Source organism: Janthinobacterium sp. NKUCC08_JDC, assembly GCF_019345575.1.
In the GTDB taxonomy this organism is placed as follows: domain Bacteria; phylum Pseudomonadota; class Gammaproteobacteria; order Burkholderiales; family Burkholderiaceae_D; genus Janthinobacterium; species Janthinobacterium aestuarii.
The window spans coordinates 170486-196541 of sequence record NZ_JAHKQW010000001.1 but is presented as its reverse complement, the minus strand read 5'-3'; the positions used below and the strand labels follow the sequence as shown (position 1 = coordinate 196541).

Annotated in this window: 17 protein-coding genes; 7 read left to right on the top strand and 10 right to left on the bottom strand. The window is 61.4% G+C overall.

Annotation, left to right across the window (positions count from 1 at the left end; genetic code table 11):
- Nucleotides 1–127: 127 nt before the first annotated feature.
- Nucleotides 128–2617 carry a DNA ligase D gene (gene ligD, locus KO538_RS00915; RefSeq protein WP_219327242.1) on the top strand — a complete coding sequence of 830 codons (2490 nt, stop codon included), beginning with the start codon at nt 128–130 and terminating at the stop codon, nt 2615–2617.
- Here ligD and KO538_RS00910 read toward each other — a convergent pair.
- The 3 genes from KO538_RS00910 to KO538_RS00900 form a co-directional block, all read right to left on the bottom strand.
- Entirely contained in the window at nt 2601–4913 is a 2313-nt protein-coding gene (locus tag KO538_RS00910) for a PAS domain S-box protein (RefSeq protein WP_219327241.1), read from the bottom strand. The genes ligD and KO538_RS00910 overlap by 17 nt on opposite strands.
- Before the next feature lie 120 nt (nt 4914–5033).
- Nucleotides 5034–5909 (bottom strand): Ku protein, encoded by an 876-nt coding sequence (locus KO538_RS00905; protein ID WP_219327240.1) that lies wholly within the window; start codon nt 5907–5909, stop codon nt 5034–5036.
- A gap of 3 nt (nt 5910–5912) precedes the next feature.
- A complete protein-coding gene (locus KO538_RS00900) occupies nt 5913–6899 on the bottom strand; it encodes an SDR family oxidoreductase (RefSeq protein WP_219327239.1) in 987 nt (328 codons plus the stop codon).
- A 126-nt stretch (nt 6900–7025) separates the two neighbouring features.
- Here KO538_RS00900 and KO538_RS00895 point away from each other — a divergent pair, with 126 nt between their 5' ends.
- The 3 genes from KO538_RS00895 to KO538_RS00885 all read left to right on the top strand — a co-directional run bounded on the left by KO538_RS00895 (nt 7026) and on the right by KO538_RS00885 (nt 9688).
- Nucleotides 7026–7595 carry a TetR/AcrR family transcriptional regulator gene (locus KO538_RS00895; protein WP_219327238.1) on the top strand — a complete coding sequence of 190 codons (570 nt, stop codon included), beginning with the start codon at nt 7026–7028 and terminating at the stop codon, nt 7593–7595.
- A gap of 66 nt (nt 7596–7661) precedes the next feature.
- The gene (locus tag KO538_RS00890; RefSeq protein WP_219327237.1) at nt 7662–9302 is read left to right on the top strand and encodes a SulP family inorganic anion transporter; all 1641 of its coding nucleotides are present in this window, start codon (nt 7662–7664) and stop codon (nt 9300–9302) included.
- Complete coding sequence (locus tag KO538_RS00885) at nt 9299–9688, top strand: Imm1 family immunity protein (protein WP_219327236.1); 390 nt, start codon at nt 9299–9301, stop codon at nt 9686–9688. The genes KO538_RS00890 and KO538_RS00885 overlap by 4 nt, the downstream gene beginning before the upstream one ends.
- A 130-nt stretch (nt 9689–9818) precedes the next feature.
- Here KO538_RS00885 and KO538_RS00880 read toward each other — a convergent pair whose 3' ends face one another.
- The 7 genes from KO538_RS00880 to tssF form a co-directional block, all read right to left on the bottom strand.
- Nucleotides 9819–10298 carry a GNAT family N-acetyltransferase gene (locus KO538_RS00880; protein ID WP_219327235.1) on the bottom strand — a complete coding sequence of 160 codons (480 nt, stop codon included), beginning with the start codon at nt 10296–10298 and terminating at the stop codon, nt 9819–9821.
- A gap of 72 nt (nt 10299–10370) precedes the next feature.
- Complete coding sequence (locus tag KO538_RS00875) at nt 10371–11498, bottom strand: T6SS immunity protein Tli4 family protein (RefSeq protein ID WP_257620110.1); 1128 nt, start codon at nt 11496–11498, stop codon at nt 10371–10373.
- Nucleotides 11495–13354 (bottom strand): triacylglycerol lipase, encoded by a 1860-nt coding sequence (locus KO538_RS00870; protein ID WP_219327234.1) that lies wholly within the window; start codon nt 13352–13354, stop codon nt 11495–11497. The genes KO538_RS00875 and KO538_RS00870 overlap by 4 nt, the downstream gene beginning before the upstream one ends.
- Nucleotides 13351–15945: a type VI secretion system Vgr family protein gene (locus tag KO538_RS00865; protein ID WP_219327233.1), complete on the bottom strand. Its 2595-nt coding sequence runs from the start codon at nt 15943–15945 to the stop codon at nt 13351–13353. Before KO538_RS00865 ends, KO538_RS00870 begins: the two co-directional genes overlap by 4 nt.
- A gap of 12 nt (nt 15946–15957) precedes the next feature.
- Nucleotides 15958–16212 (bottom strand): PAAR domain-containing protein, encoded by a 255-nt coding sequence (locus KO538_RS00860; RefSeq protein ID WP_034751942.1) that lies wholly within the window; start codon nt 16210–16212, stop codon nt 15958–15960.
- 29 nt (nt 16213–16241) lie between these two features.
- Complete coding sequence (tssG, locus tag KO538_RS00855) at nt 16242–17267, bottom strand: type VI secretion system baseplate subunit TssG (protein WP_219327232.1); 1026 nt, start codon at nt 17265–17267, stop codon at nt 16242–16244.
- The gene (gene tssF, locus KO538_RS00850; protein WP_219327231.1) at nt 17231–19036 is read right to left on the bottom strand and encodes a type VI secretion system baseplate subunit TssF; all 1806 of its coding nucleotides are present in this window, start codon (nt 19034–19036) and stop codon (nt 17231–17233) included. Before tssF ends, tssG begins: the two co-directional genes overlap by 37 nt.
- 174 nt (nt 19037–19210) lie before the next feature.
- Between tssF and tssK the strand changes: the two genes are divergently transcribed.
- The 3 genes from tssK to KO538_RS00835 all read left to right on the top strand — a co-directional run bounded on the left by tssK (nt 19211) and on the right by KO538_RS00835 (nt 25915).
- Entirely contained in the window at nt 19211–20557 is a 1347-nt protein-coding gene (tssK, locus tag KO538_RS00845) for a type VI secretion system baseplate subunit TssK (protein WP_219327230.1), read from the top strand.
- Between the two features lie 145 nt (nt 20558–20702).
- Nucleotides 20703–23753, top strand: coding sequence for a PAS domain-containing hybrid sensor histidine kinase/response regulator (locus tag KO538_RS00840; RefSeq protein ID WP_219327229.1), 3051 nt, complete (start codon nt 20703–20705; stop codon nt 23751–23753).
- Nucleotides 23750–25915, top strand: coding sequence for a HAMP domain-containing sensor histidine kinase (locus KO538_RS00835; RefSeq protein ID WP_219327228.1), 2166 nt, complete (start codon nt 23750–23752; stop codon nt 25913–25915). Before KO538_RS00840 ends, KO538_RS00835 begins: the two co-directional genes overlap by 4 nt.
- The last annotated feature ends 141 nt before the right edge of the window (nt 25916–26056 follow it).

The following is a 26056-nucleotide window of genomic DNA, read 5'->3' as shown; positions in this document are numbered from 1 at the left end:
CGTTGACACGTTTTTTTCTAATTACAAACACTTACATTTGCCGCGGCAGGCACTCTGTTAGCTGGCGTACCGCGCCATGACCTGCAGCGGACTAGACTCGAAGCCATCATCACCGCATGGGGCCGCCATGAAAGCCGCCTTGAAAACGTATCAAGCCAAACGCAATTTCGCCGTCACGCCCGAGCCTGCAGGAGGCGACGAGGCTGCAAACGACGTGCTCACCTTCGTCATCCAGAAGCACTGGGCCAGCCGTTTGCACTATGACTTTCGGCTGGAACTCGACGGCACGATGAAAAGCTGGGCCGTGCCGAAAGGCCCCAGCTATGACCCGCGCGACAAGCGTATGGCCGTGCAGGTGGAAGACCATCCGATTGCGTATGCCAGCTTTGAAGGCACGATCCCCGAGAAACAATATGGCGCGGGCAAGGTCATCATCTGGGATAAAGGGACGTGGCAGCCCCAGCCAGCCACGCCCGATGCGCGCAAGGCGCTGGCGGCCGGCGAACTGAAATTCACCTTGCATGGCCACAAGATGCATGGCAAGTGGGTGCTGGTGCGCATGAAAGGCCGGGGAGACAAACGCAGCGAAAAGCAGCCTGCCTGGCTGCTGATCAAGGAAAAAGACGACTATGCGCGGCCGGCACAGGAATTTTCTGTCGTGGACGAGTTCCCCGACAGCGTCAGGAACAAGGCCATGCCCAAGCGCAAGGTGGCTGCCGCGCCGCCGGCTGCCGAGTTGCCCGCCACCCTGTCGCCCCAGCTGGCCACCCTCGTCGATGCACCGCCGCCGGATGCGCAAGACTGGATTTTCGAGGTGAAATTCGACGGCTACCGCATCCTCGCGCGTTGCGATGGCGATCATATTGCGTTAATCACGCGCAATGGCAATGACTGGACAGCAAAACTGCCGAAGTTGCGGCAGGCGCTGGAACAGTTGAGCTTGCCGCCCGGCTGGTATGACGGTGAAATCGTCGTCAACGATACCAGCGGGCACCCGGATTTTGGCGCCTTGCAGCGCGCGTTCGACGCGGAAACGACCAGCGAGATCGTGTACTACCTGTTCGACGTGCCGTACTTCGATGGCCACGATCTGCGGGGCCAGCCCGTCGAGGCGCGCAGGGCGCTGCTGCAAGGGCTGCTGCAGAGCTTGCCCGCGTCGCCCCTGGTGCGCTTCAGCGACGCGCTCGATGCCGCCCCGCAGCGGCTGCTGGACCACGCCTGCCGCCTGGGACTGGAAGGGGTGGTCGGCAAGCGGCGCGGATCGCCCTACGTCACGCGCCGCTCGGGCGACTGGATCAAGCTCAAATGCGGCTTGCGCCAGGAATTCGTCATCGGCGGCTATACGGCGCCGCAGGGCGCGCGCGAAGGGATCGGTTCGCTGTTGCTGGGCGTGCATGATGAGCAGGGCAAGCTGCGCTATGCAGGCAATGTGGGCAGCGGCTTTGACGATGCCAGCCTGCGCGACTTGCGGCGCCGGCTCGATGCGCTGGCTATCGAGACGAGTCCGTTTGAAGGCAAGGCGGGCGGCGTGCGCCAGCCCATCTGGGTCCGGCCGCAATTGGTGGCCGAAGTGAGTTTTGCGCAATGGACCAGTGGCGGCGCCGTGCGCCATGCCGTGTTTCACGGCTTGCGTGAAGATAAAAAGCCGGCCGCCATCGTGCGCGAGCTGGCGCGGCGAATCGAGAAGGAGAAGACAATGGAGAGCAAATCCATGCCGGACTGTGCCTTACCGGCCAGTTTCAAGGTCAGTCATGCGGATCGCGTGATCGACAGCGACAGCGGCGCCAGGAAGATCGACCTGGTGTGCTATTACGCGCTGGTGGGCAAGCTGATGCTCGTACACCTGCGCGGGCGCCCCGTGTCGCTGGTGCGTGCACCCGCTGGCGTCGGAGGCGAGCTATTTTTTCAGAAACATGTTGACACTTCGACAATGCCAGGCATCAAACAGCTCGATGCACGGCTGGATCCGGAACACCCGCCCATGCTGGAAGTGGCCAGCTTGCAAGGGCTGTTGTCCGCGGCGCAGTGGAATGTGGTGGAATTTCACACGCAAAACGCGCTGGCCAGCGCCTACGACACGCCGAACCGGCTGGTGTTCGACCTGGACCCGGGCAAGGGTGTGGCCTGGCCCGCCATTCGCGAAGCGGCCATGCTGCTGCGCGCCTTCTTGACGGAACTGGGCTTGCCCGCCTGGCTGAAAACCAGCGGCGGCAAGGGCTTGCACGTGGTCGTGCCGATCCGGCCCAAGCACGACTGGGACACGGTAAAAGCGTTTTCGCAAGCCATCGTGGCGCACATGGCGCGGCACATCCCGGAGCGGTTTGTCGTCAAGAGCGGTCCCGCGAATCGCGTCGGCAAGATTTTCATTGATTATTTGCGCAACGGCCGGGGCGCCACCACCGTGTGCGCGTGGTCGGCCCGCACGCGCTCGGGGCTGGGCATTTCCGTGCCGCTGGCCTGGGAGGAACTCGACGAGCTGGAGGCGGGCGACCAGTGGAACGTGGGCAATGTGCACAGCCGTCTCGGCGTGGGCAATACCCCGTGGGACGGCTATGCGCGCAGCGCGAAAGGCCTCGACGCGGCCATGAAAAAGCTGGCTTTTACGCCTCCGGCTTGAGCGGCAGAGTGGCGCGCGCCAGTTGCAGGGCTTCCTCGATGGCAGCGTTGAGCTGGGGAATCTCGACGGGTTTGGTCAGGTAGCGGAAAAAGCCCGAGGCCAGGCCATGCCGGATGTCGCCCTTCATGGCGTTGGCCGTCAGGGCGATGACGGGGATGTGCGCCGTGCGCGCATCGTTGCGCAGGATGCGCTGCGCCTGGTTGCCATTCATGCCGGGCAGATTGATATCCATCAGGATGACGTCGGGATGGCGTTCCAGCGCCAGCGCGATGCCCTGGCGCGCGTCGGTGGCCGAGATCATGCGCAGGTGGGGCAGGAAGCTGACGATGTCTTCCACCAGGCGCAGGCTGGCCGGATTGTCTTCCACGTACAGCAGCAGCGCCTGGCCGCCGTCATCGTCCCCGCTGTCGCCGGCGGGCTCGGGCAGATATTCCGTGTCCGGCTGCCGGCTGGCGGGCGGCGCGGCCGTGGTGCCCAGTTCGATCCAGAATACGCTGCCCACGCCAATGCAGCTGTGCACGCCCATGTTGCCGCCCATCAGTTCGACCAGGCGCTTGGTGACGACCAAGCCGATACCCGTGCCTTCCTCGCTGCCCGCCTCCTGTCCCAGGCGGTTAAACGGCTGGAACAGTTCCGCCACCTGCGCCTCGTCCAGGCCCTTGCCCGTGTCGCGGATGGCGATGCGCACGTGCTGCGCATCGGGCTGCGAAATTTCCAGCTCCACCTTGCCGTCCGGGCGGTTGTACTTGATGGCGTTCGACAGCAGATTCAGCAGCACTTGCTTGAGGCGCGTATGGTCGGCCCGGACCGTCAGCGGCTCGCAAGCGGGAAAAACCAGGTGGATATGACGCTGCTGCGCCTGCTCTTCCACCATCACGCGCACTTCCTCGATCAGCGCGGGCAGCGTCACCGCTTCCATCGACAGGCTCAGGCTGCCCGATTCGATCTTTGCCAGGTCGAGGATTTCATTGATCAGAGTGAGCAGGTGGCGCCCCGAGGTGACGATGTTCTGCACGAAGGCGCGCTTTTGCAGCACGGTGGCGGGCAAGGATTCGTTGGCCAGCAGCTGGGCAAAGCCGAGGATGGCGTTCAGCGGCGTGCGCAGTTCATGCGACATGCTGGTGAGAAAGCGGTCTTTCGCCTGGCTGGCCCGCTCGAGTTCTATTTTTTGTTCGTTGAGCGTGCGCTCGATGCGCTTGCGCTCGGTGATGTCGCGGATGGCCGACGAGACCAGCACGCCTTCGTCCGTTTCCAGCGGCGACAGGCTGATTTCGACGGGAAACTCGGTGCCATCGCGGCGCAAGCCGTACAGTTCCAGGCCCGCGCCCATGGAGCGGGCGCGCGGCGCGGTGGAAAACGACTGGCGGTGGCGCGGGTGATCGTGTGCATAGCGGGCTGGGATCAGTACTTCCACGTTGCGCCCCAGCAGCTCCGCGCGCGAGTAGCCGAACAGGCGTTCCGTCTGCGAATTGACGAGCACGATTTCGCCATCGCCGTTGACGATGACGATGGCGTCCGGCGCCGATTCGAGCAGGCCGCGGAACTTCTGCTCGGCCCGGCGGCGGTCGCTGACGTCGCGGATGGCGCTGATGACGAAGGTGCCGATCTCCGTCTGGATCGGCGACAGGCTGATTTCGACGGGGAACTCGATGTTGTCCTTGCGCAAGCCCAGCAATTCCAGGTCGGCGCCCATGGTGCGCGTGCGCGGCTGGTCGAAATAGCGCGAGCGGTGCGCCACGTGCGAATGGCGCAGGCGTTGCGGCAGCAGGCTATCGATTTGCCTGCCGTTCAATTCGCCTTCCGCGTAGCCGAACAGGCGTTGCGCCTGCTGGTTGGCCAGCACGATGGCGCCCGTGGCATTGACCATGATGACGCTGTCCGGCGTCGATTCGAACAGCACGCGGTAGCGCACGTCGACGAACTGGGCGTCGCGCGCCGCCTTCAGCAAGGTCGTGTCCTTCATGGTGGAAATCAGGTAGCGGGGGGCGTCCACCCCGGCCTGTGCGGTCTGGCACGCGACATCGACGTAGATGAGCTCGCCATCCTTGCGCCGCCGCAGCGATTCGCGGTCGTAGCTGCCGTGCACGGTCAGCTGCTCGTCGATCAGCGGGGACGCTTCGGCCTGTCCGGGCAAGGAAATCAGTTCCCACAGCGTGCGGCCCAGCGCTTCGTCGCTGGCATAGCCGAAAATGCGCTGCGCCCCGGCCGTCCAGCGCACGACGGCATGCTCTTCGTTCGTGATGACAACGCCGCCAGGGGCGCCATTGAGGATAAGCTGATCTAACTCGGCATCCATTTTTTCCCGCACGCATGACAGGGCTTGCCGGGTGGCAGGCCTGTGCATAACGTAGCGAGAAGCTTGATCAAAGTCAATGCATTTATATTATTGAGGACTCTCCCGGGCCGCATGGGTGGTTCAGGCTGCCTTGCGCCTCGATGGTGCCGGTTTGCGGGCAGTGGACGAGGCCGCGCGCTTGCGGGCCGGTGCGGCGGGCGCTTTCTTGCCCAGGCTTTGCTGCAGCAGGGCGACCAGGTCGATGACGTTGCTGCCTTGCTCTTCTTCCGGCTCGGGCGCGGGCGGCGTGATGGTCTTGGTCTGTCTGGCCTTGATTTTCTTCTTCACCAGCGCCAGCACGTCTTCGCGGTAGCTGTCGTGGTATTGCCCGGGTTCCCACTCGTCGCTCATGCCTTCGACCAGCGACAGGGCCATTTTGAGCTCCTTGTCGGAAATACCTGCCGCCCTCATGGTGTTGGGCGGCAAGTCCAGGTCATCCGTGGGGCGGATTTCATCGGCATAGCGCAGGGTGTTGAGCACGATGGCGTCACCCACGCACACGAGCGCGCACAAATGCTGCTTCGTGCGCATGACCACGCTGGCGATGGCTACCTTGTTGGCCTTGCGCAAGGTTTCGCGCAGCAGCGCATAGACTTTCTCGCCGCCCTTGGCGGGCAGCAAATAATACGGGTGCTCGTAAAAGGTCAGCGGCACCTCGGCCGCATCGACAAAGGTGTCTATGTCGATGGTTTGCGTGGCCTTCACATTGGCTTGCCGTAAATCTTCCTCGGACAGCACCACGTACTCATCCGTCTTGTATTCATAGCCCTTGATGATGTCGTCCCACTCGACTTCCTTGCCCGTCTTCTTGTTGTAGCGCTTGTAGCCGATGGGCGCGAAGTCGCGCCGGTCCAGCATGGACAAGTCCAGTTCATGGTCGAGACTGGCGGAAATCATCTCGACGGGGATGTGCACGAGGCCGAAACTGATGGCGCCTTTCCACAGTGCGCGCGCCATCGCTTATTCCCCCACGCTGCCGGTGATGGGCAGGACGATGCCGCTGATGTAGCTGGAACAGGCGGGCGAGGCCAGGAAGACGTAGGCGGGCGACAGTTCTTCCGGCTGGGCCGGGCGGCGCATGTCCGTGTCCTGGCCGAATTTCTGGATGTCTTCGGGCGACTTGTCGGCCGGATTGAGCGGCGTCCAGACGGGGCCGGGCGCGATGGCGTTGACGCGGATGCCCTTGTCGAGCAGGTTGCCGGCCAGCGCCATGGTGAACGCATGGATGGCGCCCTTGGTGGTGGAATAGTCGAGCAAGTGCTTCGAGCCTTGCAAGCCCGTCACGGAGCCCGTGTTGATGATGGAGGCGCCCCGCTGCAAATGCGGCAGCACGGCCTTGGCCATGTGGAAGTAACCGTAGACATTGGTTTTCATGGTGAGGTCGAAGCGTTCCTCGCTCAGGTCGAGCAGCGACTCGGCATGTTCCTGAAAGGCGGCGTTGTTCACCAGCACGTCGATATGCGTGAACTTGGCCAACACCTGGCTGACGGCCTCCTGGCAAAAGCCCTGGTCGCGCACGTCGCCGGGAATCAGGAGGCAGCTCTGGCCTTCCGCTTCCACATAGCGCTTCGTTTCGTGGGCGTCCGCGTGTTCGTTCAGGTAAATGATGGCGACATCGGCCCCTTCGCGCGCGTACAGCACGGCCACGGCGCGGCCGATGCCCGAATCGCCGCCCGTGATGACGGCCACCATGCCGGCCAGCTTGCCGCTGCCGCAGTAGTCTGGCGCCAGGAAGCGCGGTTGCAACTGCATCTCGCCTTCGATGCCCGGCTTGTCCAGGTGCTGGGCGGGCAGGGGCGGGGCAGGCTGGCTGCGGTGGCCCGTCTGCACGGGCTGCTTGCTTTCCTGGCCGGATTTGGCGGCATCGTGCTGCTGATCGTGCTGATCCTGCTCCTGTTGGATGCTGCGCTGCAAATTGCCGGCGGACTGGTCCTTGTTCTCGTTCATGCTGGCCTCCTTGTAAACGAAGGTCCAGTATCGGCGCGGCACCCGCATCAAACGGTGCGCTCGCTAACAGAGTGGCGAAAACGGGCGTAAAGTTATATGATGATTGACATAAATATGGGAGGCAGCATGAAAGTAAGCAGGGAGCAGGCGGTGCTGAACCGCGAGCGCATCGTGGAGGTGGCGGCCAGATTGTTCCGCGAAAAAGGCTATGACGGCATCGGCGTGGCCGACCTGATGAAGAACGCGGGCCTCACGCATGGCGGTTTCTACGGCCATTTCGCGTCCAAGGAAGACTTGATGATCGAGGCGTGCCAGCATGCCCTGGAGAAATCGCTGGAAGGCTGGCGGGCGAAGGCCGCCAGCGACCCGGAGCGGGCGCTGCCGGCGATTATCGACAACTACCTGACCACTCGGCACCGCGACCAGCCCGGCGGCGGTTGCCCGGCGGCGGCCATGGGCGTCGATGCGGCGCGCATGTCGCCCGGCGCGCGTCCCGTGTTTACGAAGGCGACGCAGCAGCAGTTCGCGCTGCTGGAAGGCTTGCTGCCCGACGGCGCACCGGAAGAGCGGCGCCAGCAGGCGATCGCCACGTTCGCCGCCATGGTGGGCGCCATGGTGCTGGCGCGCTGCGTCGATGACGAGGTGTTATCGGCGGAAATCCTCGACGCCGTGAAGGCGCAATTGCTGCAAGAGTAAGTACGTCCCCCTGTCAGCCGGCCTCGTCGCATGATAGGCTTCGGTTTTCAGATTTTGGGATCATCCATGCTGCTCTGGCTCAGGCAATACCGGCGTCCTCTGTTGGCCGGAGACATCACTGCCGGTATCGTTGTCGCCATGATGATGGTGCCGCAAGGCATGGCTTACGCGCTGGTGGCGGGCTTGCCGCCCGTGGTGGGCATCTACGCCAGCATCCTGCCGCCCGCGCTGTACGCCTTGTTCGGCAGCAGCATGACGCAATCGGTGGGCCCGATGGCCATCGTTTCCCTGATGACGGCCGCCGCCCTGGCGCCGCTGGCCGATCCCGGCTCCTCCCTGTATATCGTGCTGGCCGCCCAGCTGGCCTTCATCAGCGGCCTCGTCCTGCTGCTGTGCGGCGTGCTGCGCCTGGGCTTCATGGCCAGTTTCCTGTCGCGCCCCGTGATCAGCGGCTTCAGCAATGGCGCCGCGATCCTGATCATCTGGGGGCAGATCACACCGCTCCTGGGCGCCACCTGGCCCCACTGGCACACGCCCAGCCTCGTGCTCGGGCTGTCCGGCCTGCTGTTCCTGTGGCTGGCCAAGCGCTATCTGTCGCGGCTGCTGCAACGCTGCGGCCTGAACAAGGTGGCGGCCGATGTAGGTGCGCGCCTGGCGCCGATGGTGCTGGTGCTGGCCGGCATCGCGTTGGTGTCTTATTGCGGCCTGGAAGCGATGGGCGTGCAGACGACGGGCCATGTGCCCAGCGGCTTGCCGGGCCTGAACCTGGCCACCTCGAGCGCCCATTGGCGCACCTTGCTGTCGCCAGCGCTCTTGATCGCCTTCATCATCTTTTTGATGAGCATGTCCGCCGCCCAGACCCTGGCGCAAAAACGCGGTGAAAAGCTGCATACGAACCGCGAACTGCTGGGCCTGGGCGCGGCCAACGTGGCCAGCGCGCTGTCGGGCGGCTTCCCCGTCACGGGCTCGATTTCGCGCTCGGCCGTCAATTTCCAGGCAGGCGCCAACACGCCGCTGGCCAGCATCATCACGGCGGGATTGCTGGCGCTGGCGCTGGTGGCGCCCACGGGCTGGCTGGCCCTGCTGCCGCTGCCGGTGCTGGCGGCCACCATCATCTTTGCCGTCAGCAGCCTGCTGGACTGGGATACCTTGAAACTGTCGTGGCGCTACGACCGCAGCGATGCGCTGGCCCTGCTGGCGACGACGGCCGGCGTGCTGGTGCTGGGTGTGGAAGCGGGCGTGGTGATCGGCGTGCTGCTGTCGATGGGTACCTTGATCTGGCGCGCCAGCCGCCCGCACATTGCCGTGCTGGGCCGTATCCCGAATAGCGAGCACTTCCGCAACGTGGAGCGCTATGAAGCGCAAACCCTGCCGGACGTCTTGCTGCTGCGCATCGATGCGGGCCTGTTCTTCGGCAATGTGGAAGCCGTCACGGAGCGCGTGGAAGACGAGTTGCGGAGCCACCCGACGGCGCGCCACCTGGTGCTGGTGCTGTCGGCAGTCAACCAGATCGACAGCACGGCCTTGCTGGGCTTGATCGAACTCAACAGCGCGCTGGCCAAGCGCCGCATCAGCCTGAACCTGGCCGAAGTGAAGGGCCCCGTGATGGACCGCCTGCGCCAGAGCAGCCTGTTAAAGGACCTCAGCGGCAAGCTGTATCTGAGCACGGCCCTGGCCATGGATGACCTGAGCGGGGAAAAAGCATGACGATGGAACTGAATCTGCATGGCGAGCCGCGCGTGGTCGATAGCATCCCTATTCTGGAACAGGCGCTGCTGGAAGCGCGCACCCTGGCCCAGTGCGAACTGTGGCTGACCATGGCCGAAGATGCCGAGCAAGGCCCGGCCCTGTGCATGCTGCGCAATGGCGGCAATGCCTGGCTGATGTATCTGTCGGGACAGGACGACCTGAGTTTTCACTCCTTGGGAGACGAAGAGGAAACGGGCGAATGCAGCTATCTGCTGTCGAACGGGCAGGTGGATGAGTATCCGGAAGCGTGGTGCGTGGATGTAGAGCAGTGCCAGCGCGCTTTCATCGCCTTCTTCAAGACAGGCGGTGCGCGGCCGGCTGGCATCGCGTGGGAAGCGGATTGAGATGCCGCAAATATCAATAATCAGAAAGAACGCCTCGGCGCCTGGTACGACGGCTCGTCCATCTGCCTGATCGCGAAACTGCGGCAATGCCTGGCCGAGTCTGAAGCCGCTGCGCCAGACGACTGGCTGTTCAGGCCACCACCAGCTGCTTTTCCATCGCCACGCTGGCCAGGCTGATGCCGCTCGGATGCGCATATGCTTCCTCGCGCAAGGAGATAAATCCTGCGGCCTGGTAAAACGGCACGGCGTTCAGCGACGCGGACAGGTGCAGGCGCGCAATGCCTCGTTCGCGCGCCAGTTGCTCCAGCGCCGCCAGCAGCCGCTTGCCGATACCGAGTCCCGCGCGCGAAGGATCGACAAACACGGCATCGACTTCGTGTCTATCTACGTCCAGCATGGCATAGCCGGCAATGGCCTCGCCCTGCATCGCCACGATGCCGCCACCGGCAGCCAGCATGGCCGCATAAGCTGGCGGCACGAGCGAAGCCGTCCACACAGTAATTTGCTCCGGCGCATAATGCGTCGCGCAACTGACGCGCACGGCCACCGTGCGCAGGGCCCACAGGGCGTCGATATCAAGGGGCAGGGCGGGGCGCAGGGTGATGGGCATGGAAGCTTCCGGGGCAAAAGGATCATGCTAGCGCAATGGCTTGCATCACGCCAGCATGAGCTTATTCAGCTGTCACTGCGCTGGCTTGTCCGGATCGATGTAGTACGAACCCGGCGGCGCACCCGGCACTTTCACCCGGAACTTTAGGCCGGACAACAGCTTGTCCCACAATGCAATCGCTTCCTCGTCAGTCAGCGACGATGCTTCGGCTGCGCCGACCATGTTGTGGGCGACTTTGGTGTACATGGATGCTTCCAGCACCGATGGATAGGCGATATCGCGCGGCGTACCCACCAGTGTCCATTCAAAATCATGCACGCCATCGGTACGCCGTATCAACGATTCCTCACCATGCCAGTGCTGCACGTCACGCTTGCCTTCGCGTAGCAGCGTGCGAGCAGGATAATTCTTGCCTTGTTGATCTTTCGCCTGCTGGATGCGGGCAAGTAATGATAATTCCCCACGTACTTTTGCATCATATTCAGCAGGAGGATAGTCGCCGTAAGCGTCCTTATTTGAAGTAATGGAAAATGTCACATCCGGGAAACTAGGAAAATATAAGCCGGCATCTGCCATCTCTTGATCATTATAATTTTTGTCGCTCATGAAGCCACCTCCTAAGCAATGGCCGGGTTCTGCAGGGATTTCATTTTTTCCGCGCAGACGTAAACTATTTGCCCGTGCTAACTGTATAGCAGTCGCACTTGTAATCGTTCCACCTTTTGGAATCGATCCGCTAAGGATAAATGTAATATCTTCTTTGTTGACATACGTTCTGAAAAAAACATCGCCATCTTCTTTGGAGAATTTATTTTCAAAGTAGTGGAATTGCCAGCTGTTTTCTAAGGGGCCTTTTCCGTTGTATATAATTTCAGAGGATGAATCATTGGTCTTTATTTTTCTTATATCCTCAGCTATTTTTTCATCTTTTGCGATGATTCCTCCTTTTATGATATCAATTCTTGAAGGGGCTGATGTGTTGCCATGTATCAATTCTGCCTCTTGTGGGACTTTAATCGCATAACGTCCGAAACATACAATTTTTGTTTTTATAAAGAGCACGTCAAGACGTTTGCTAATTTTTAAGTTGTCAGACATATTGCTTTCCTTATTTGTATTTTTTTGTGAACATGCTGAAATAAATGTCATTATAACAAGTGCGATTATTGAAAATTTCCCACTGTTGGTTTTATTATTCATGATTTAATCCAATTTGCTTTTTTTGCAATTTGTACGATGGAATACAGCATGGATGCCAGTACATTCGGGTCGGCGTAACTATTTTGGTGTTCATAGCTGGTCGCTTCCGTCGTGCCGTGTACGAATAATGTACCCGTGATGTGTTGGGCAGAACGATCTGATGGTACGGTTCCATCTCCGCGTGCATTAGCTGGCTGTAGCTTTAACTTCAAGAATTTTCCACCAGCTTGGACAAGGAGTTGGCCCTTGCTATCATCTTCAAGTAATTTCCATTTTTCTGGTAGCGGCTCGAATTTATTCCAGGGATCATTAGAGCCACTGTGAAGGCCCTCAATTAATTTAAATACGACATCTCCATAACTTAAAAAATTTCTCGAGGCACAATAGCTTGCATAAGTGTTTGGATGAAACGTTTTTTCTATGGATGATAGAAATTCTGTAGCTAATTTTAATCGACGCATTACCATTTCAAGGCCGCCACCTTTATCGTGCGGAATGCGTGCCGGATTTACCCAATTTGGATTGATTAGTCGCCACCATGCACTGGCTGGCTGAAGGTAAATGCTTTCCAATGCAGTAGTTTTATCGCGAGGCCAGCTCCATAAAATTTTATCCTGTGCATCTACGATTTTCAGCCAATTCTGGCCATATGCCGGACCAGGCATCATTTCCAGTGGCGCCGGTGCATTTGCTAGAATGGCGGTGGCATGCATACCGTCGATGCCTAGAACGCGGGCCTCTATTTCGGCTATGGAGCCTTCCCTTTCCTGAAAACCAAAACGCATGCGTTTATATGCCCCTGCGGCTCCAATGGTTGGCATCACGTTGTGATAAATTCCGAGAATTTTTACATCCTTATCGTCAAGCATATTTCCATAGCAGGGGTGTATCAACGCCCTGGCCAGCAAACCACCCATGCTGTGTGTGACTAGAATGACTTCACTACATTTGAATCCGCGTTTTTTGTAGCCGTCGACAAGGCCTCGTAGTCTCTCTGCAATGATGATGGCAGATACGCCATTGCTATTGATAAAGTTATAACCCATTGCGTGCACTGGATACCAACAAGGTGAAATTTTCTTTAAGTCATTGACATTAATGGCCTTGCCAGATGACGCGCCAAAAGTTGTTGGGTCTTGCATTAGCATGGCACCAAGGCCACTTGTCCTGCGCCAGAACGGATGTGCTTCTCCGTTGGAAATCATATTGTTTAGATGCTGTTCTGTGGTGCGCAACATGGTTCCGTATGCACCGTCGAAAAGCACCTCACTCCACCCGCGCCAGCGTGCTATTTGCGCGGGACTTTGGCGAGCGCGTGCTTGAGCTTGCAAAGGTCCCGTTGTTGGAGGTATTCCGTAGGATCCAATTAAGGGTGGGATGGGGGTAATGCTGTCGGGAACATTTTGATGTCGTGCATCTGCAGCCTTGGTTTCCACGCCATCCGGATCGAAGCGGTTGTTGCTCTCCGTATAGTGGTAGTACTCGACTTCTGTTTCAGTGGGGTCAAACACCAATTGACGCTGCCGTGGCGACGCATCTTTGAACCAGCCACCCAAGCCATTACCTGTGAGTACAGCGGTCTTGCCTCCCGCGCCCATCATATCGTCTGGCCGCCAGGCCCGATTGTCTGGACGGCGCAATTCTTCCTGGCGAACCTTGCTCATCCTTAGATTGCTGCCCATCACGCCTGGTAAGAAAATGACTGGAATTACTTTGCCTGGTGGTAGGGTGACGTCATGTCGCGCGGTATCTTTTGTTTCCGTCATCAAGACGGCGAGTTCCGCCCAGCCTCCCACGCCTTGACTAAACTTCTCAGGATGATTGCCGCGGTTATTCAAGTCATCACATTTGCTCATGGCAGTTCTCCCTTATAGCGAATGATGTAGCTATCCATGCCGGTGGATTTTTGTAATTGCGTGGAACCGTCTTCCGTGCTTTTGCCGGCCATGTTGCCGTCATCGCGCAGGATTTCAAAAGCAATGCCAACGGCCGGCGTATCGTCGGCATTCACTAGCAAGACCTCCTGATCAAAACTGCTGTGTGGCCTTTCATTAAATTCCTGCGACACGCTCTTCGGCGCCAAGGTTTCCAGGTTGCCGTTGAAGAGCACGGGGGAAGAGGTGAAGAACTGCACCTTGTCGCTGATTTCCAGCATGTGGTTGGCGCCGTGCAGGCGTACGCCTTTCTTACCCTTGATGTTGACCCAGTCCGCTTCGCTGATCAGCGACAGGACTTTCTGGGCGAGGATTTCCACCTCGTCGCTGTGGGCCTGGATGGACACTTTGCCGCTGGCGGCGATCAGTTTCATGCCGGCCTTGTGCACGAACAGGCTGAAGGTCTTGGCGATGCTGGCAAACATGCTGTCACCGCTGGCAAGTGAAATATGCTTGCTGCTGGTGAGCGCCACATGCTCGCTGGCGGCCAGGTGCATGGACTGGGCCGTGCTCAGCTCGATGCCGGCCGGACTGGTCAGCAGCAAATGCGGTTCGGACAGCTCCGGGAAATCGCCGCCGGCACCCTTGATGGCGGCGTTTTGCCGCTGGATGGATTCAGCGACGGCGCCCTGTTGTGCTGCGCTGTCTTGCGCACCCGCGTCGATGGCCATGCCGGCCAAGCCTTGCTGCAGTTGGCGTGCTTGTGCAAGGCGGGCCTGCGTTTCGTCGAGCTGCTTGACGGAGCCGGCGCCTGCCGGCGTTTCGGTGGTGATCAGCATGCCTTTGGCTGCGCGCAGGGCGCCCCAGGCGTTGCTGGCCAATTCAAAACCGACGCCGCGCGCTTCCTTGCGGCCGGCGTTGTCGTCGATGCGGGTGATGCTGCCCAATGAAAGACGGCTATCCTGGTGCTCGCTGCGCAGCTGCGCCTGAATCGCGCCCTTGGTATCGTCGAGCACGAGATGGTTGGCGCTGCGGGCGCCCAGTTCGCGGCTGCGCAAGCCGGACAGGGCGCGTTGCTGCGGCAGCTGCCACGGCGGCGGATTGGCGCTGTTGTAGACCACGCCGATGACGATGGGATGGTCGATATTGCCGTCCTGGAATTGCACGACGACTTCCTGGCCCACGCGCGGCAAGGCGATTTGTCCCATTTGCGGTCCCGCCATCGGCATCATGACCCGTATCCATGGCGAGCTGCGCTCATCGAATTCACCGAGGCGGTCCCAGTGAAATTGCAGGCGGATGCGCCCCAGTGCATCGGTATGGATTTCCTCCCCGGCCGGTCCGACGACCAGCGCCGTCCGTACACCGGCAACGGTGCATGGCGTGCTGTTGTAGCTGCGGCCCGGGCGCCAACGGATGTCCCGGCGCACGCACAGCATATTGTTGACATAGTGGGAGGGTGCGTTCGGACCGACCTGATAATTATTGCTGGCGCTATGCTCGACTGACAGGATCAGGTACTCGCGTTCGGCAATACTGTCCGGGCGTTCCTCGCCAGGCTGGCAGCGCTTTTCCTCGGCGCTGAAATGTCCATCGAGCCGGAAACAAAGACCGGGCTGCGCGCCACGGTGATTGCCTGCCGCCTCGAAATACTGGCGCAAATGGTCGCTTTCCTCCATGCGGCGTTGTGCCAGAGCTTCCCCGGCATCGACATCCTTATAGCCATAGGCGCCCGTGTTTTCATATAGTTCGTGGGCAAATACATCACCCTGCCGATTCAGCGAGTAGCCGCTGGCAAGGCGCGGTTGCGGATTTTTATAGTCGAAACTGGCCAAGGTCAGTTGCCCGGAGCCGATCCGGCGCACGGCTTGCCACTGTTGCAGGCCGTCGTCTTCCATGGAGCCCGACTCTGAGTGAAAACGCATGGCGCCGTCGCCGGCCGCCGTGGCGATCATGTCAGCCAGGGTGGTGTTGTCCGCGAGCCATAGCGTATGGCCATCTGCGCGGTGCTCGTACCAGTAATGCCAGCCCAGCGCCTCCCAGCGCCGGTGCAGGTGGTTGTAGTCGGTTTCATTGTGCTGGTTGGCGCAGGTGATCTGCGGATCGTCGCCATGGATGCTGGTTTTCCAGTCGCGCTGCTCGTAGTGGGCAAACGTCGTTTCGGTCAGCTGCATTACGCTTTGGCCATGAAAGGACACATTGTCCTGGCGCAGCCTGGCGAAGGCCAGCCATGGTTGCAGCACCATCCGGTACCACGCAAAGCCGCCATCGGCGCGCAGCAGGCAAAACTCGCCCACATAGCCGTTAAAGTAGCGCAGCGTACCATCGTCGCGCACCATGGAAATGGTCGCCATGCGGCCCATCATGGCCTTGAGCGCAATATGCGCATCATCGGACAGTAATTCGGCCTCGAAACGGAAGTCACGCGACACTTCCTCCCTGGCGGTCAGCGAATTGACCAGCAGGATGGCGCCGGCAGGCCCATCTTCATGGGGAAAGTCGATCTTCAACAGGCGCCGTTCTTGCGCGGCGAGGTCGAAGGCCGACAGTGCCGCCTGGATGTTTGCATGCATGGCCTGCCTCCGTTACAGGGATGTGATCAGGTGGGCGCCACAGGCGGTGACGTCGCCGTCATAGGCGTACGGCTTGCCCATGTGTTTTGCGCCGGCGCCATCGGGCGTGATGGGGAAATTGCCCTTGCACTTGGGGCAAAAGGTGCTGTCATCGGCCAGCGCCGCCGTCTTTCCCATCACGGTGCTGCCCGATGATGCGCTGGTGACCTTGCCGCCGTGATCGGTTGCGTCTCCGAGCCGGATGACGCCGCGTCCCGCATGTTTCATGCTTGCCTCGCTTTCCAGTGATGGGCTGCTCAGGTCAGTTGCAGCAGATAACGCACTTCGGCGCCGCGTACCTTGCCTGGTGTTGTCTGCAAGAACGTCGTCCAGCCAAGCAGCCGTCTTTCTGACGGGTTGGAGCTCAGGAGCAGGGGAGTAATGCATGGCGGACTCAATATCAGCCGCACTTCATATTGCAAGTCTGGTACGCCAAACAGCGCCAGCATCTTTGCCAGTGCCGCCGCGCCTGTACTGCGCGGCAGGAAGCGTTGCAGGCCGACGGGATCCAGCGGGCCGATATGCAGGCAGACGCGCATGTCCTGACGCCAAAGCCGCAGGCCAAGCGTTGCGCCGCGTGCCAGGGTAAAGTTGACACTGCCCAGCAGGCTGCGCCGGTTCTTTTCCAGATAGTCCCAGCCACCGACAAATTGCTGCACGGTTACGGGTACGCCGCAGTACTCGGCCAGCACGGGGCCAATCGCCTGCGCGGAGACGGGGCGGCAGCGCAGCAGACCCGCGTACCAGGCCGCGACATCCTGCGTCACGGCATCAGCTTCGCCGCTCGACGGCAGCGCACCGCGCCGCACGCCGGCCAGTGCCGTCAGCAAAGGCAGTTGTACATCCCTTGCCTGGGTCTGGAGCGTGGATTCCAGCCGATACTTTTCCCATGCCTGGTAATACAGCGTGAGCATGCGGTGTGAAAAGATATCGAGGAAGGCCGAGACGCCAGCATCTTTGCTCGACAAGCGGTAGGCGGCGATGCGTTCCGAGTGGTGCAAGGGCAGGGTGCCGCCGACGCCCAGAAAACGCATGAACGTCGGCGTCAGGGTCAGTTGTTCATTGTCGTCGAGCGAGAGCTGTTCGATTTCACTGGCGGGGAAACTCAGCGACAAGCTGTTCTTGAAGCGCAACACCTGGCCAAAGGCTTGCGCATGGGACACGTTCTGCTCGCGTAGCCAGCACAGCAGAATACGCACCGCCTGCACGAACTGGTAGCGGTATGGTTCGGCCAGCAAGTGTTGTACTACACCAGATTCTGCAGTCCGCTTCTTGGTTTGCATCGGATCAGCTCCTCTCCGCTTTGCAGTGACAGCACCACCAGTTCGATGAAACTGTTGATTTGCACATACAGCCCAAGAAAGTGATCGATCACCTGCACAAACAGGTGCATGCCGCTGCCGACGAACGCTTCCTCGTCCAGCGTGAGGCGAATCTCCACGCCATGCGCCAGCGAGGTGCCGCGCTTGTGCCGCAGCCATGTCGTGGTCGGCGAGTGCGCGAGCGCGACGATGCCGCCGATCTGGCGTTGCGAGCTTGCCGATTGAGACAGGTCATACAGTGTCAGCATTTCACGCAGTGCCGGCAGGCCTTCCTGAACCAGCGCGTGATGATTCAGCGTCAGGTGCGAAATCAGCCGCCAGTGCAGGCCCGCGCCAGGTGAAAAGCATCGCGGCTGGCTGGGGCGTCGCAGCATGTGCAGTGCAGGTCCGCCGCAGCACGGTTGCAAGTCTCCTTGCGGCTGGCCGTATTTGAGCGACAGCGGAAGGTCGCGGTTACTGCATGTCAGCGACAGCGACAAGCTGGCTTTTTCGTTGATCAAGGGGTTGAAGCCGCTATCGACCAGCGTGATTTTCTTTTCGTGGCCAGGACTTTTCATGGCCAAAGCCATGTCGTGGCGCACGATCCAGTAATGGCCTTGTTGCGCCGCGCCCTCGCCATGGCGCAGGCTGTACAGCGGGCGAAATTCGGTCAGCGTGCTTTCGCCTCCCCGTTGGCGCAGCAAACGCACGGCATCGACAGTGACGACTTCGTAACCATGGGCATGGGTAGCATGGGCCAGCACGGAATAGTCGGTTTTTTGCCGGGTGATGGCGATCGGCACGCCTTCCTGGCGGAAGAGGTTGATCGCCGGACTGCAGCCCAGCCTTAAGTTGTCGCTGGAAATACTGGACAACATGCGCGCCGCAGCGGAATCGGGTCGCAAACCGGCCATGCACAGATGCAGGGTAAAGCGCTGGCAACCAGGCGGCAGGGTGGCGCTCAGCGCCGCGATATCGATGTCGAAGAAATTGAATTTTTCCGGATATGCAAAATACTCGCTCAGGATGCGGTAGGCCGGTTGCGAACGGGCACCGAAAGGTATCAAGGCATCCGTGTCGGCGAAGCCGACGGGCGCCAGGGGGACGGCGGGCAAGGCCATCCACTGCACCGCGTCGATGGACACAAAAGCGCAGACTGCATGCATGAACAGGGCATCGCGCAAGGCGGCGGAAAAAGAAGCTTCGCCATCGATGAAAACGCGCAGTGACGCGGGCGCTGCGTCGAGATGCCGGATGCCGATGTTCAGTGAGGAACTGGCTGATGCTGGCAGGCGTACGCCTGGCGGCGGCTTGATCATCGCATCGAAAACCGCGCTTTCCAGTACCGATGCTCCGGTCGTCATGTCGTAGACCGTCTTGAAGCGGCAGCGCACGCCACGCACAGGCATTGCGTCCATTTCACTGCCGGCCGGCAGGTGCATTACACCCGCTCCAGCCTCTGGGACAGACTGATGGACGATGGTGGACGATGGGAAGGGGCGCAGATAATGTGGAAACAGGGCTTCGAACAGGGCTTCGGTAAATTGCGGGTAGTCGTCATCGAGCCGTTTCGAGATGCGTGCCGCCAGCATGGCCACCGATTCGATCAAGTGTTCGACGTGCGGATCCTCGCAAGACTCGCCGGACATGTGCAATTTGCCGGCGATTCTCGGATAGCGCTCGGAGAACTCACGGCAATGCCGCCTTAGCATCACCAGCTCGCGTTCGAAATACGGCAGCAAGTCCTCCATCTCTCTTTTCCTGTGTCTTCGCGGCGGAATAGCCAGTATCCGAGCGTTTGCTCCAAGGTAAATTGCGTTTGCGCAATAATTGAACAGGGTTGCTGCGCAACATCAAGGACTTTCAAACTGGCAACATCAGACTGGCAAGGCAGCATGATTCCAACAGCCAACATGGAGAACGCCATGACATTGCCATCCAAATTACTGTGGTCCGAGGGGCTGGCCATCGGCCCCCAGCAATTCCAGCAGCTGGATCGCTACCATGAAGCGCGCTTGCAGCGTCTGGCTTCACTCATCAATCCACATCTATGGGGTGTGCACGGCGTCAGCTGGAATGTGGATGCACTGGCCAACAATAGCCTGCGGGCGGACGCCATGTCGCTCGTCTTTCAGGATGGAGAATTCTTTGAGGCGCCGCTTGGCGATGTATTGCCCAGTGCGGTTGACCTGTCCAAGCTGCCTTCCAGTGAACATAGTTTCACTTTTTACGCCGCGTTGCCGACGCTGCAGGCACACGGCGGCAATGTGAGTTCTGCCGGCGCGCGCTATGTCCAGGCGGATATCGAAACCCCGGATCTGTACAGCGAGGCAGTCAGCATCGATGTGGCTTACCTGAAGAAGCGCGTGTATCTGCTGTCGCAACTGGACCCGCTCCATGATTATCTTGCCATCCCGGTGATCCGTTTGTACCGCGCTGGCAATGGCAGCTTTGAAATCGATGCCTCCTTCATTCCACCTGGTCTGACCATCTGCGCCGAGTCTTCGCTGCAGAAAATGCTCGATTCGCTGATCGACCGCATGGGCGCGAAAATCGAGGCGCTGTACAGTCGCCACCGTCAACCCGGTAACAATACGGTTGAATTTCATGGCGGGGATGTTTCCTCATTCTGGATGCTCAATACATTGAGCACGGCCAGCGCCACGCTCAGCCATTGCGCCAGTTACCGGCGCCACCATCCCGTGTATTTGTTTGAAAAATTGATGGCATTGGCCGGCGGCTTGATGACGTTCTCGAAAAAGTACACGCTGAGCGACTTGCCGGCGTATTGTCACGATGACGCGGCTCCCGGTTTCGGCAAGCTCGATGGCATCATTCGCGACTTGATCGATACGGTGCTCCTGTCGCGTTACTTCCCGATTGCACTGTCCAACGACACGCAACAAAACACCCACTATCACGGTTTGCTCGATGCCAAGCGGATTGACCGTCAGACTGAACTCTGCCTTGCGGTCAACGCCGATATGCCGGCGCTGGAACTGGTTGCCACGGTGCCGTTGCAGTTCAAAATATCGTCTCCGGACAATATCGAACTATTGCTTGGCAGGGCACTTCCGGGTGCCGACTTGCGTCATATGGCCCAGGTTCCTGCTGAAGTGCCAGTGCGGCCCAATACCTATTACTTTTCGATCGATAACAAGGGCAGCATTTATGACAGCATGATCAAGGCCCAGGCGATTGCGATTTATGTGCCGTCTGGCATAAAAGGGCTGAAGCTGGAATTGTTCGGCATCAGCGGTACCGCCGCGTAACGATGGTTGTTTTGACAAAAGATTGCCCTAAGCAATAGACTTGCCCCGGCAGTTGACGTTATCATGTTTTTGTAAGTGTCGGTCGCTGAACAGTCAGCGCAATGGTGAAACATGGTGACAGCGAGAGTGAGCATGGGCATGGCGAATGATGCGTGATGTGCCTGGCGGCGGGATGGGCAAGGCGGCGGTGCGCCGCTGCGGCCGCGCATTGCTGCTGGCGTTGTGTGTTGCCGCGGCCCCTGCGGCCGTGCCGGCCGCGCCGCCGCACCAGGGGCAGCGCGTGCTGGTCCTCAACGCCTACGATTACGGCCGCGCTGGCGTGGAATCGTACACGCGCACTTACGTGGCCGCCATGGCCGCAGCGGGCCTGGCCAGCGAAGACATCATGGTCGAGCACCTGAACCTCAATACCCAGGGCGACCCGGCGCTGCGCAACGAGATGCGTGATTTGTTGCTTTTAAGATACACCCAGATGATGGGGCGCAAGGCTGACCTGATCGTTGCCATGCAGCAGCCGGCGCTCGATTTTTTGCTGTCGGACCTGGCGCCGCTGGCGCGCGGCGTGCCCGTGCTGGCGATTAACACCTCGGGCAAGGCCTTGCCGGTAGGCAGCCCGCTGGCCATCTGGCAGCAAAAGGCGAACGTCGATTTTCCCGGCACCCTGGCGCAAGCGATGGCGCTGTTCCCTGAAACCAAAACCATCGTCATGGCCGTCGGTGCCAGCGAGGCCGACCAGGCCTTGAAGCGCAGCATGCAGCAGGCGGCGCAGGCGTGGCAGGGTATCGTTTTCATGGAGTATCTCGACGGCCTGACCCTGGCGCAGATGCGCGCGAAGGTGGCGCGCCTGCCCGCCGATACGCTGCTGGTGACGGGCAATGTCAACCGCGACGTGGACGGCGCCATCGCCACGCCCGTGCAGTTTGCCGGGGAACTGGCGCGGCTGGCGAACGTGCCCGCCTTCGGCATGTACAACACAAACGTGGGCAAGGGCATCCTCGGCGGCTCCATCCTGCACATCGAAGGGGCCGCGCAGCAGGTGGCGCGGATGTCGCTGGCCGTGTTGGCCGGCAAGGCGCCAGCCGCACCGGGTGCCTTGCTGCCGCCGGTCCGTCCCGTGCCCATGTATGACTGGGAGCAGCTGCAGCGCTGGGATGCCGACATCAGCCGGCTGCCGCCGAACACCCTGTTCTTCAACCGTCCGCCGCAGCTGTGGCACGAGCACCGCGCGGCCGTGCTGTCGGCTGGCGCCGTGTTTCTCGCCATGGCGTGCATGCTGAGCGCCTTGCTGCTGCAGCGCCGCCGTTTGCGCCGCGCCGAGGGCGATGCGCGCGAAAGCGAGCAGCGCTTCCGCATCCTCGTCGAGCATGCGCCCGAAGCCATCGTCGTGTATGACCTGGACCTGGACCGTTTTATCGACGCCAACAGCAGTGCGCAGCGCATGCTGGGCATGTCGCGCGAAGCGCTGCTGGCGCGCGGGCCGTTCGACCTGTACACGGGCGAGCAGCCCGATGGTCTGCCGCTGGGACTGATGATGGAAGAGCATCTGCGCCGCGCCATGCTCGGTGAACCCATCCTGGTCGAGCGCAATGTGCGGCGCGCCGACGGCAGCATCTTCCCTTGCGAAGTGCGGCTGGTGCGCTTGCCGATGGAAGGGCGGCGCCTGGTGCGCAGCGGTATCGTCGACATTTCCGAGCGCAAGCAAAGCGAGCAGGAACTGCTCGGCTACCGCGACCACCTGGAGGAACTGGTGCAGCAGCGTACGGCCGCCCTGTCGGTGGCCGTCACCGAGGCCGAATCGGCGAACCGCGCTAAAAGCGTCTTCCTCGCCAACATGAGCCACGAGTTGCGCACGCCCTTGAATTCCGTGATCGGCTTTTCGCAGATGATGGCCGATTCGAGCAGCATGTTCGAGGAAGAAAAGCATAACCTGGCCATTATCAACCGCGCCGGCCACCATTTGCTCACCTTGATCAACGACATCCTGGAATTGTCGAAAATCGAGGCGGGCCGCATGCAGCTGCAGGCGGGGCCCGTGGATTTGAATGGCTTGCTCGACGAAGTGCTCGAGATGGTGCGCATGCGTTCGAGCGACCAGGGCATCGCGCTGCGGCTCGAACGTGCTGGCGTGCCGCCGCTGGTGCGCCTCGATGGCGCCAAGCTGCGCCAGGTGCTGCTCAATTTGCTGTCGAACGCGCTCAAGTTCATCAAGCAGGGCAGCGTGACCCTGTCGCTGGCCTGCCAGGCGGAGGACGATGGGCAAGTGGCGCTGGCCTTTGCCGTGCGCGATACGGGCAGCGGCATCGCGGAAGAAGACCTGGAGCGCATCTTTGAACCGTTCGTGCAGGCCGACAGCGCCGTGGCGCAGGCCGGCACGGGACTGGGGCTGACCATTTCGCGCGAATTCGTGCGCCTGATGGGCGGCGAGTTGCGCGTCGAATCGACCCTGGGGGCCGGCTCCATGTTCCATTTCGACTTGCGCGCACCCCGCGTACAGTGCCCGGCCGTCGCGCCGCTGGCGCCGGGCCGCGTGGCGCGCTTGCCGGCGGCCCAGCGCGGGCGCACGGTGCTGCTGGTCGACGATGACGACAACTGCCGCAAGCTGCTGACCGGCTTGCTGGAGCCGCTGGGCTTCCAGCTGCAGGAAGCGGCGGGCGGCGTGCAGGCGCAAGCCATGCTGGCGGCGCAGCGCTACGACATCGTGCTCAGCGACTGGCGCATGCCTGACATGGATGGCCTGGCGCTGACGCGCTGGCTGGGCGCGCAGCCAGCGCTGGTGCAGCCGCGCCTGGTGATTATGACCGCCTCCGCCTTCGAGGAAGAAAAGCAGGAAGCGCTGGCGGCTGGCGCCGACGGCTTCCTGCGCAAGCCGATCGAGCAGGAACACCTGTTCGCCATGCTGGAGCAGCAGCTGGGCGTGCGCTTCCAGCGCACCGGCGCCGTGCCGCCACGCGTGCCGGTCGCGCCATTTGACCTGCAGCAGTCGCTGGGCCAGCTGGGCGCGGACGAACGCCAGGCGCTGCTCGCATCCGTGCAAGCCCTCGATTTGCGGCGCAGTGCCATCGTGCTGGCCGGCGTGGCGACCGGCCTGCCGCAGCTGGCCGCGCACATCGCCGCCATGCTGGAACAGCATCAATACCAGCCACTGTGCGCCTTGCTGGCGCAGCTGGCCAGCGAGCCGCAGGGCGAAGACGCATGACGCTTCACCCATCCAAGGGCGCGCGCCTGGGCGGCGTGTCCATCGTGCTGGCCGTCAGCGTGGCGCTGACCTTTGTCGTCACCGCGCTGCTGCTGGTGTTTGCCGTGCTGTTTTACCAGTCCGAACGCGAGCAGCGCTGGCAGCAGCTGCAGCGCAGCCTGTCCGTCAGCGCGGACCAGCTGGCCGTGGCCATCGAACTGCCCTTGTGGAATCTCGATGAAAAGCAGATGCAGGCCATCATGCGCAGCATGCTGGGCAAGCGCGACCTGGTGGCCAGCTCGCTGACGCCGGGCATCGGCAAGGAAGCGCTGGTCCTGCGCCGCACCGCGGACGGCGCCATCGGCAGCTTTTCCTCGCTGTCCGCGGAGCCGGACTGGCTGGTGCAGCGGCGTCCCGTGACGATGGGCGGGCAAGTCATCGGCAGCGTTGCCGTGTATGCGACGCCTGCTTTGCTGCACGCGCAGCTGCGGCAGCGCGCGCTGGGCATCGGCGCCATGATCGTGGCGCTCGACGTGATCCTCGTGGCCAGCATCTGGCTGCTCATGTGGTGTTTGATGCTCAAGCCCCTGAAGGCGATCGGCCAGTATGCGGCCGGCATCCAGGCGGGGCAGGGTGAAGCGTTCGGCACGCCGCCGAAAGCGTGGTTCCTGGGCGAGCTGCGCACGCTGTACCGTTCCATCCGCGACATGGTGGCGCTGCTCGACAGCCGCTACCGCGCCTTGCAGCGCAGCGAGGAACGCGTGCAGATGGCCACCGGCGCGGCCAGCATCGGCATCTGGGACTGGAACGTGATCAACGGCGCCTTGCAGTGGGACGAGCAGATGTACGCGCAGTTCAGGGCAGATGCGGACAGCGGCACGGCGCCGGCGGCGATCTGGCGCGCGGCGTTGATGCCCGACGACGTGCCGGCCGCCAAGGAGGCCCTGCGCGCCGCGCTGGGCGCCGGCCAGGCGTTCACGCACGAATACCGCATCCTGTGGCCCGATGGCGCCATCCGCTACATCAAGGTCGACGCCGTGATCTTCCGTGACGGGCAGGGCCAGCCCATGCGCCTGGTGGGGTCGAACTACGACATCACGGCGCACCGCGAGGCCGAACTGGAACTGCTGCGCCACCGCCATCACCTGGAAGAACTGGTGGCCGAGCGCACGAGCGCCCTGTCGGTGGCCGTCAGCCAGGCGCAGGCGGCGAACCGCGCCAAGAGCACCTTCCTGGCGAACATGAGCCATGAACTTCGCACGCCCTTGAATTCCGTGATCGGCTTTTCGCGCCTGATGGCCGCCTCGCCCAATATGCACGACGATGAAAAGCGCAACCTGGCCATCATCCACCGCTCCGGCAATCATTTGCTCACCCTGATCAATGAAATCCTAGAACTGTCGAAGGGCGAGGCGGGGCGCCTGCAGGCGCAGACGGCCGTGGTGGCGCTGGCGCCCCTGTTGCAGGAAGTGATGGACATGCTGGGCATGCGCGCCGAGCAGCAGGGGCTGGCTTTGCGCCTCGATTGCGCGGGCCTGCCGGAGGCCGTGCTGCTCGACGCGACGCGCTTGCGCCAGGTGCTGCTGAACCTGATGTCGAACGCCGTCAAGTTTGCCGGCGGCGGCGAAGTCACCCTGCGCGTGCGCGGCGAGCGGCGCGATGGCGATCAATGGATGCTGTCGTTCGCCGTCAGCGACACGGGTATCGGCATCGCCCCGGAAGACCAGCAGCGCATTTTCGAGCCCTTCGTGCAGGCCGACAGCGCGGGACCGAAAGATGGCACGGGCCTGGGCCTGGCCATCTCGCGCGAATTCGTGCAGCTGATGAAAGGCGAACTGACGGTGGAATCGACGCCGGGGCAGGGCGCCGTCTTCAGCTTCAGCATTCCCGCGCAGGCGGCCGAGGCGCCGCTGCAGGTGCCCTTGCCGCAGCCGGTGTCGCCGGCGCCCGAGGCGCGGCCGGCACTGCGGGCGCAAGATTTGCTGCTGTTGACCGGGGAAGAGCGCGCCGCCTTGCTGGTGGCGCTGCGCGAATTGAACCTGGCCAGGGTGGCGCAGCTGCTGGCGGCCCTGCCCGCGGCGGCGGCGCCCTTGCTGGCGCCGCTGCAGGCCATGCTTGACCAGCATCAGTACCGCCAGCTGTGCGACTTGCTGGAGAATGAAGGCGTGCTGGCGCACGCTTGAAAGTGTGGGCTGACAACATCGGATTCGCTGAAAAGAACGACTAAGTACCGTCGATGGATGGTGCTAAATTGCAATAAAGATTATGATGATAGTACGTAGTTCATCGCAAAGAAATGTCTTGTCCAGCGTGGCAACCGACCG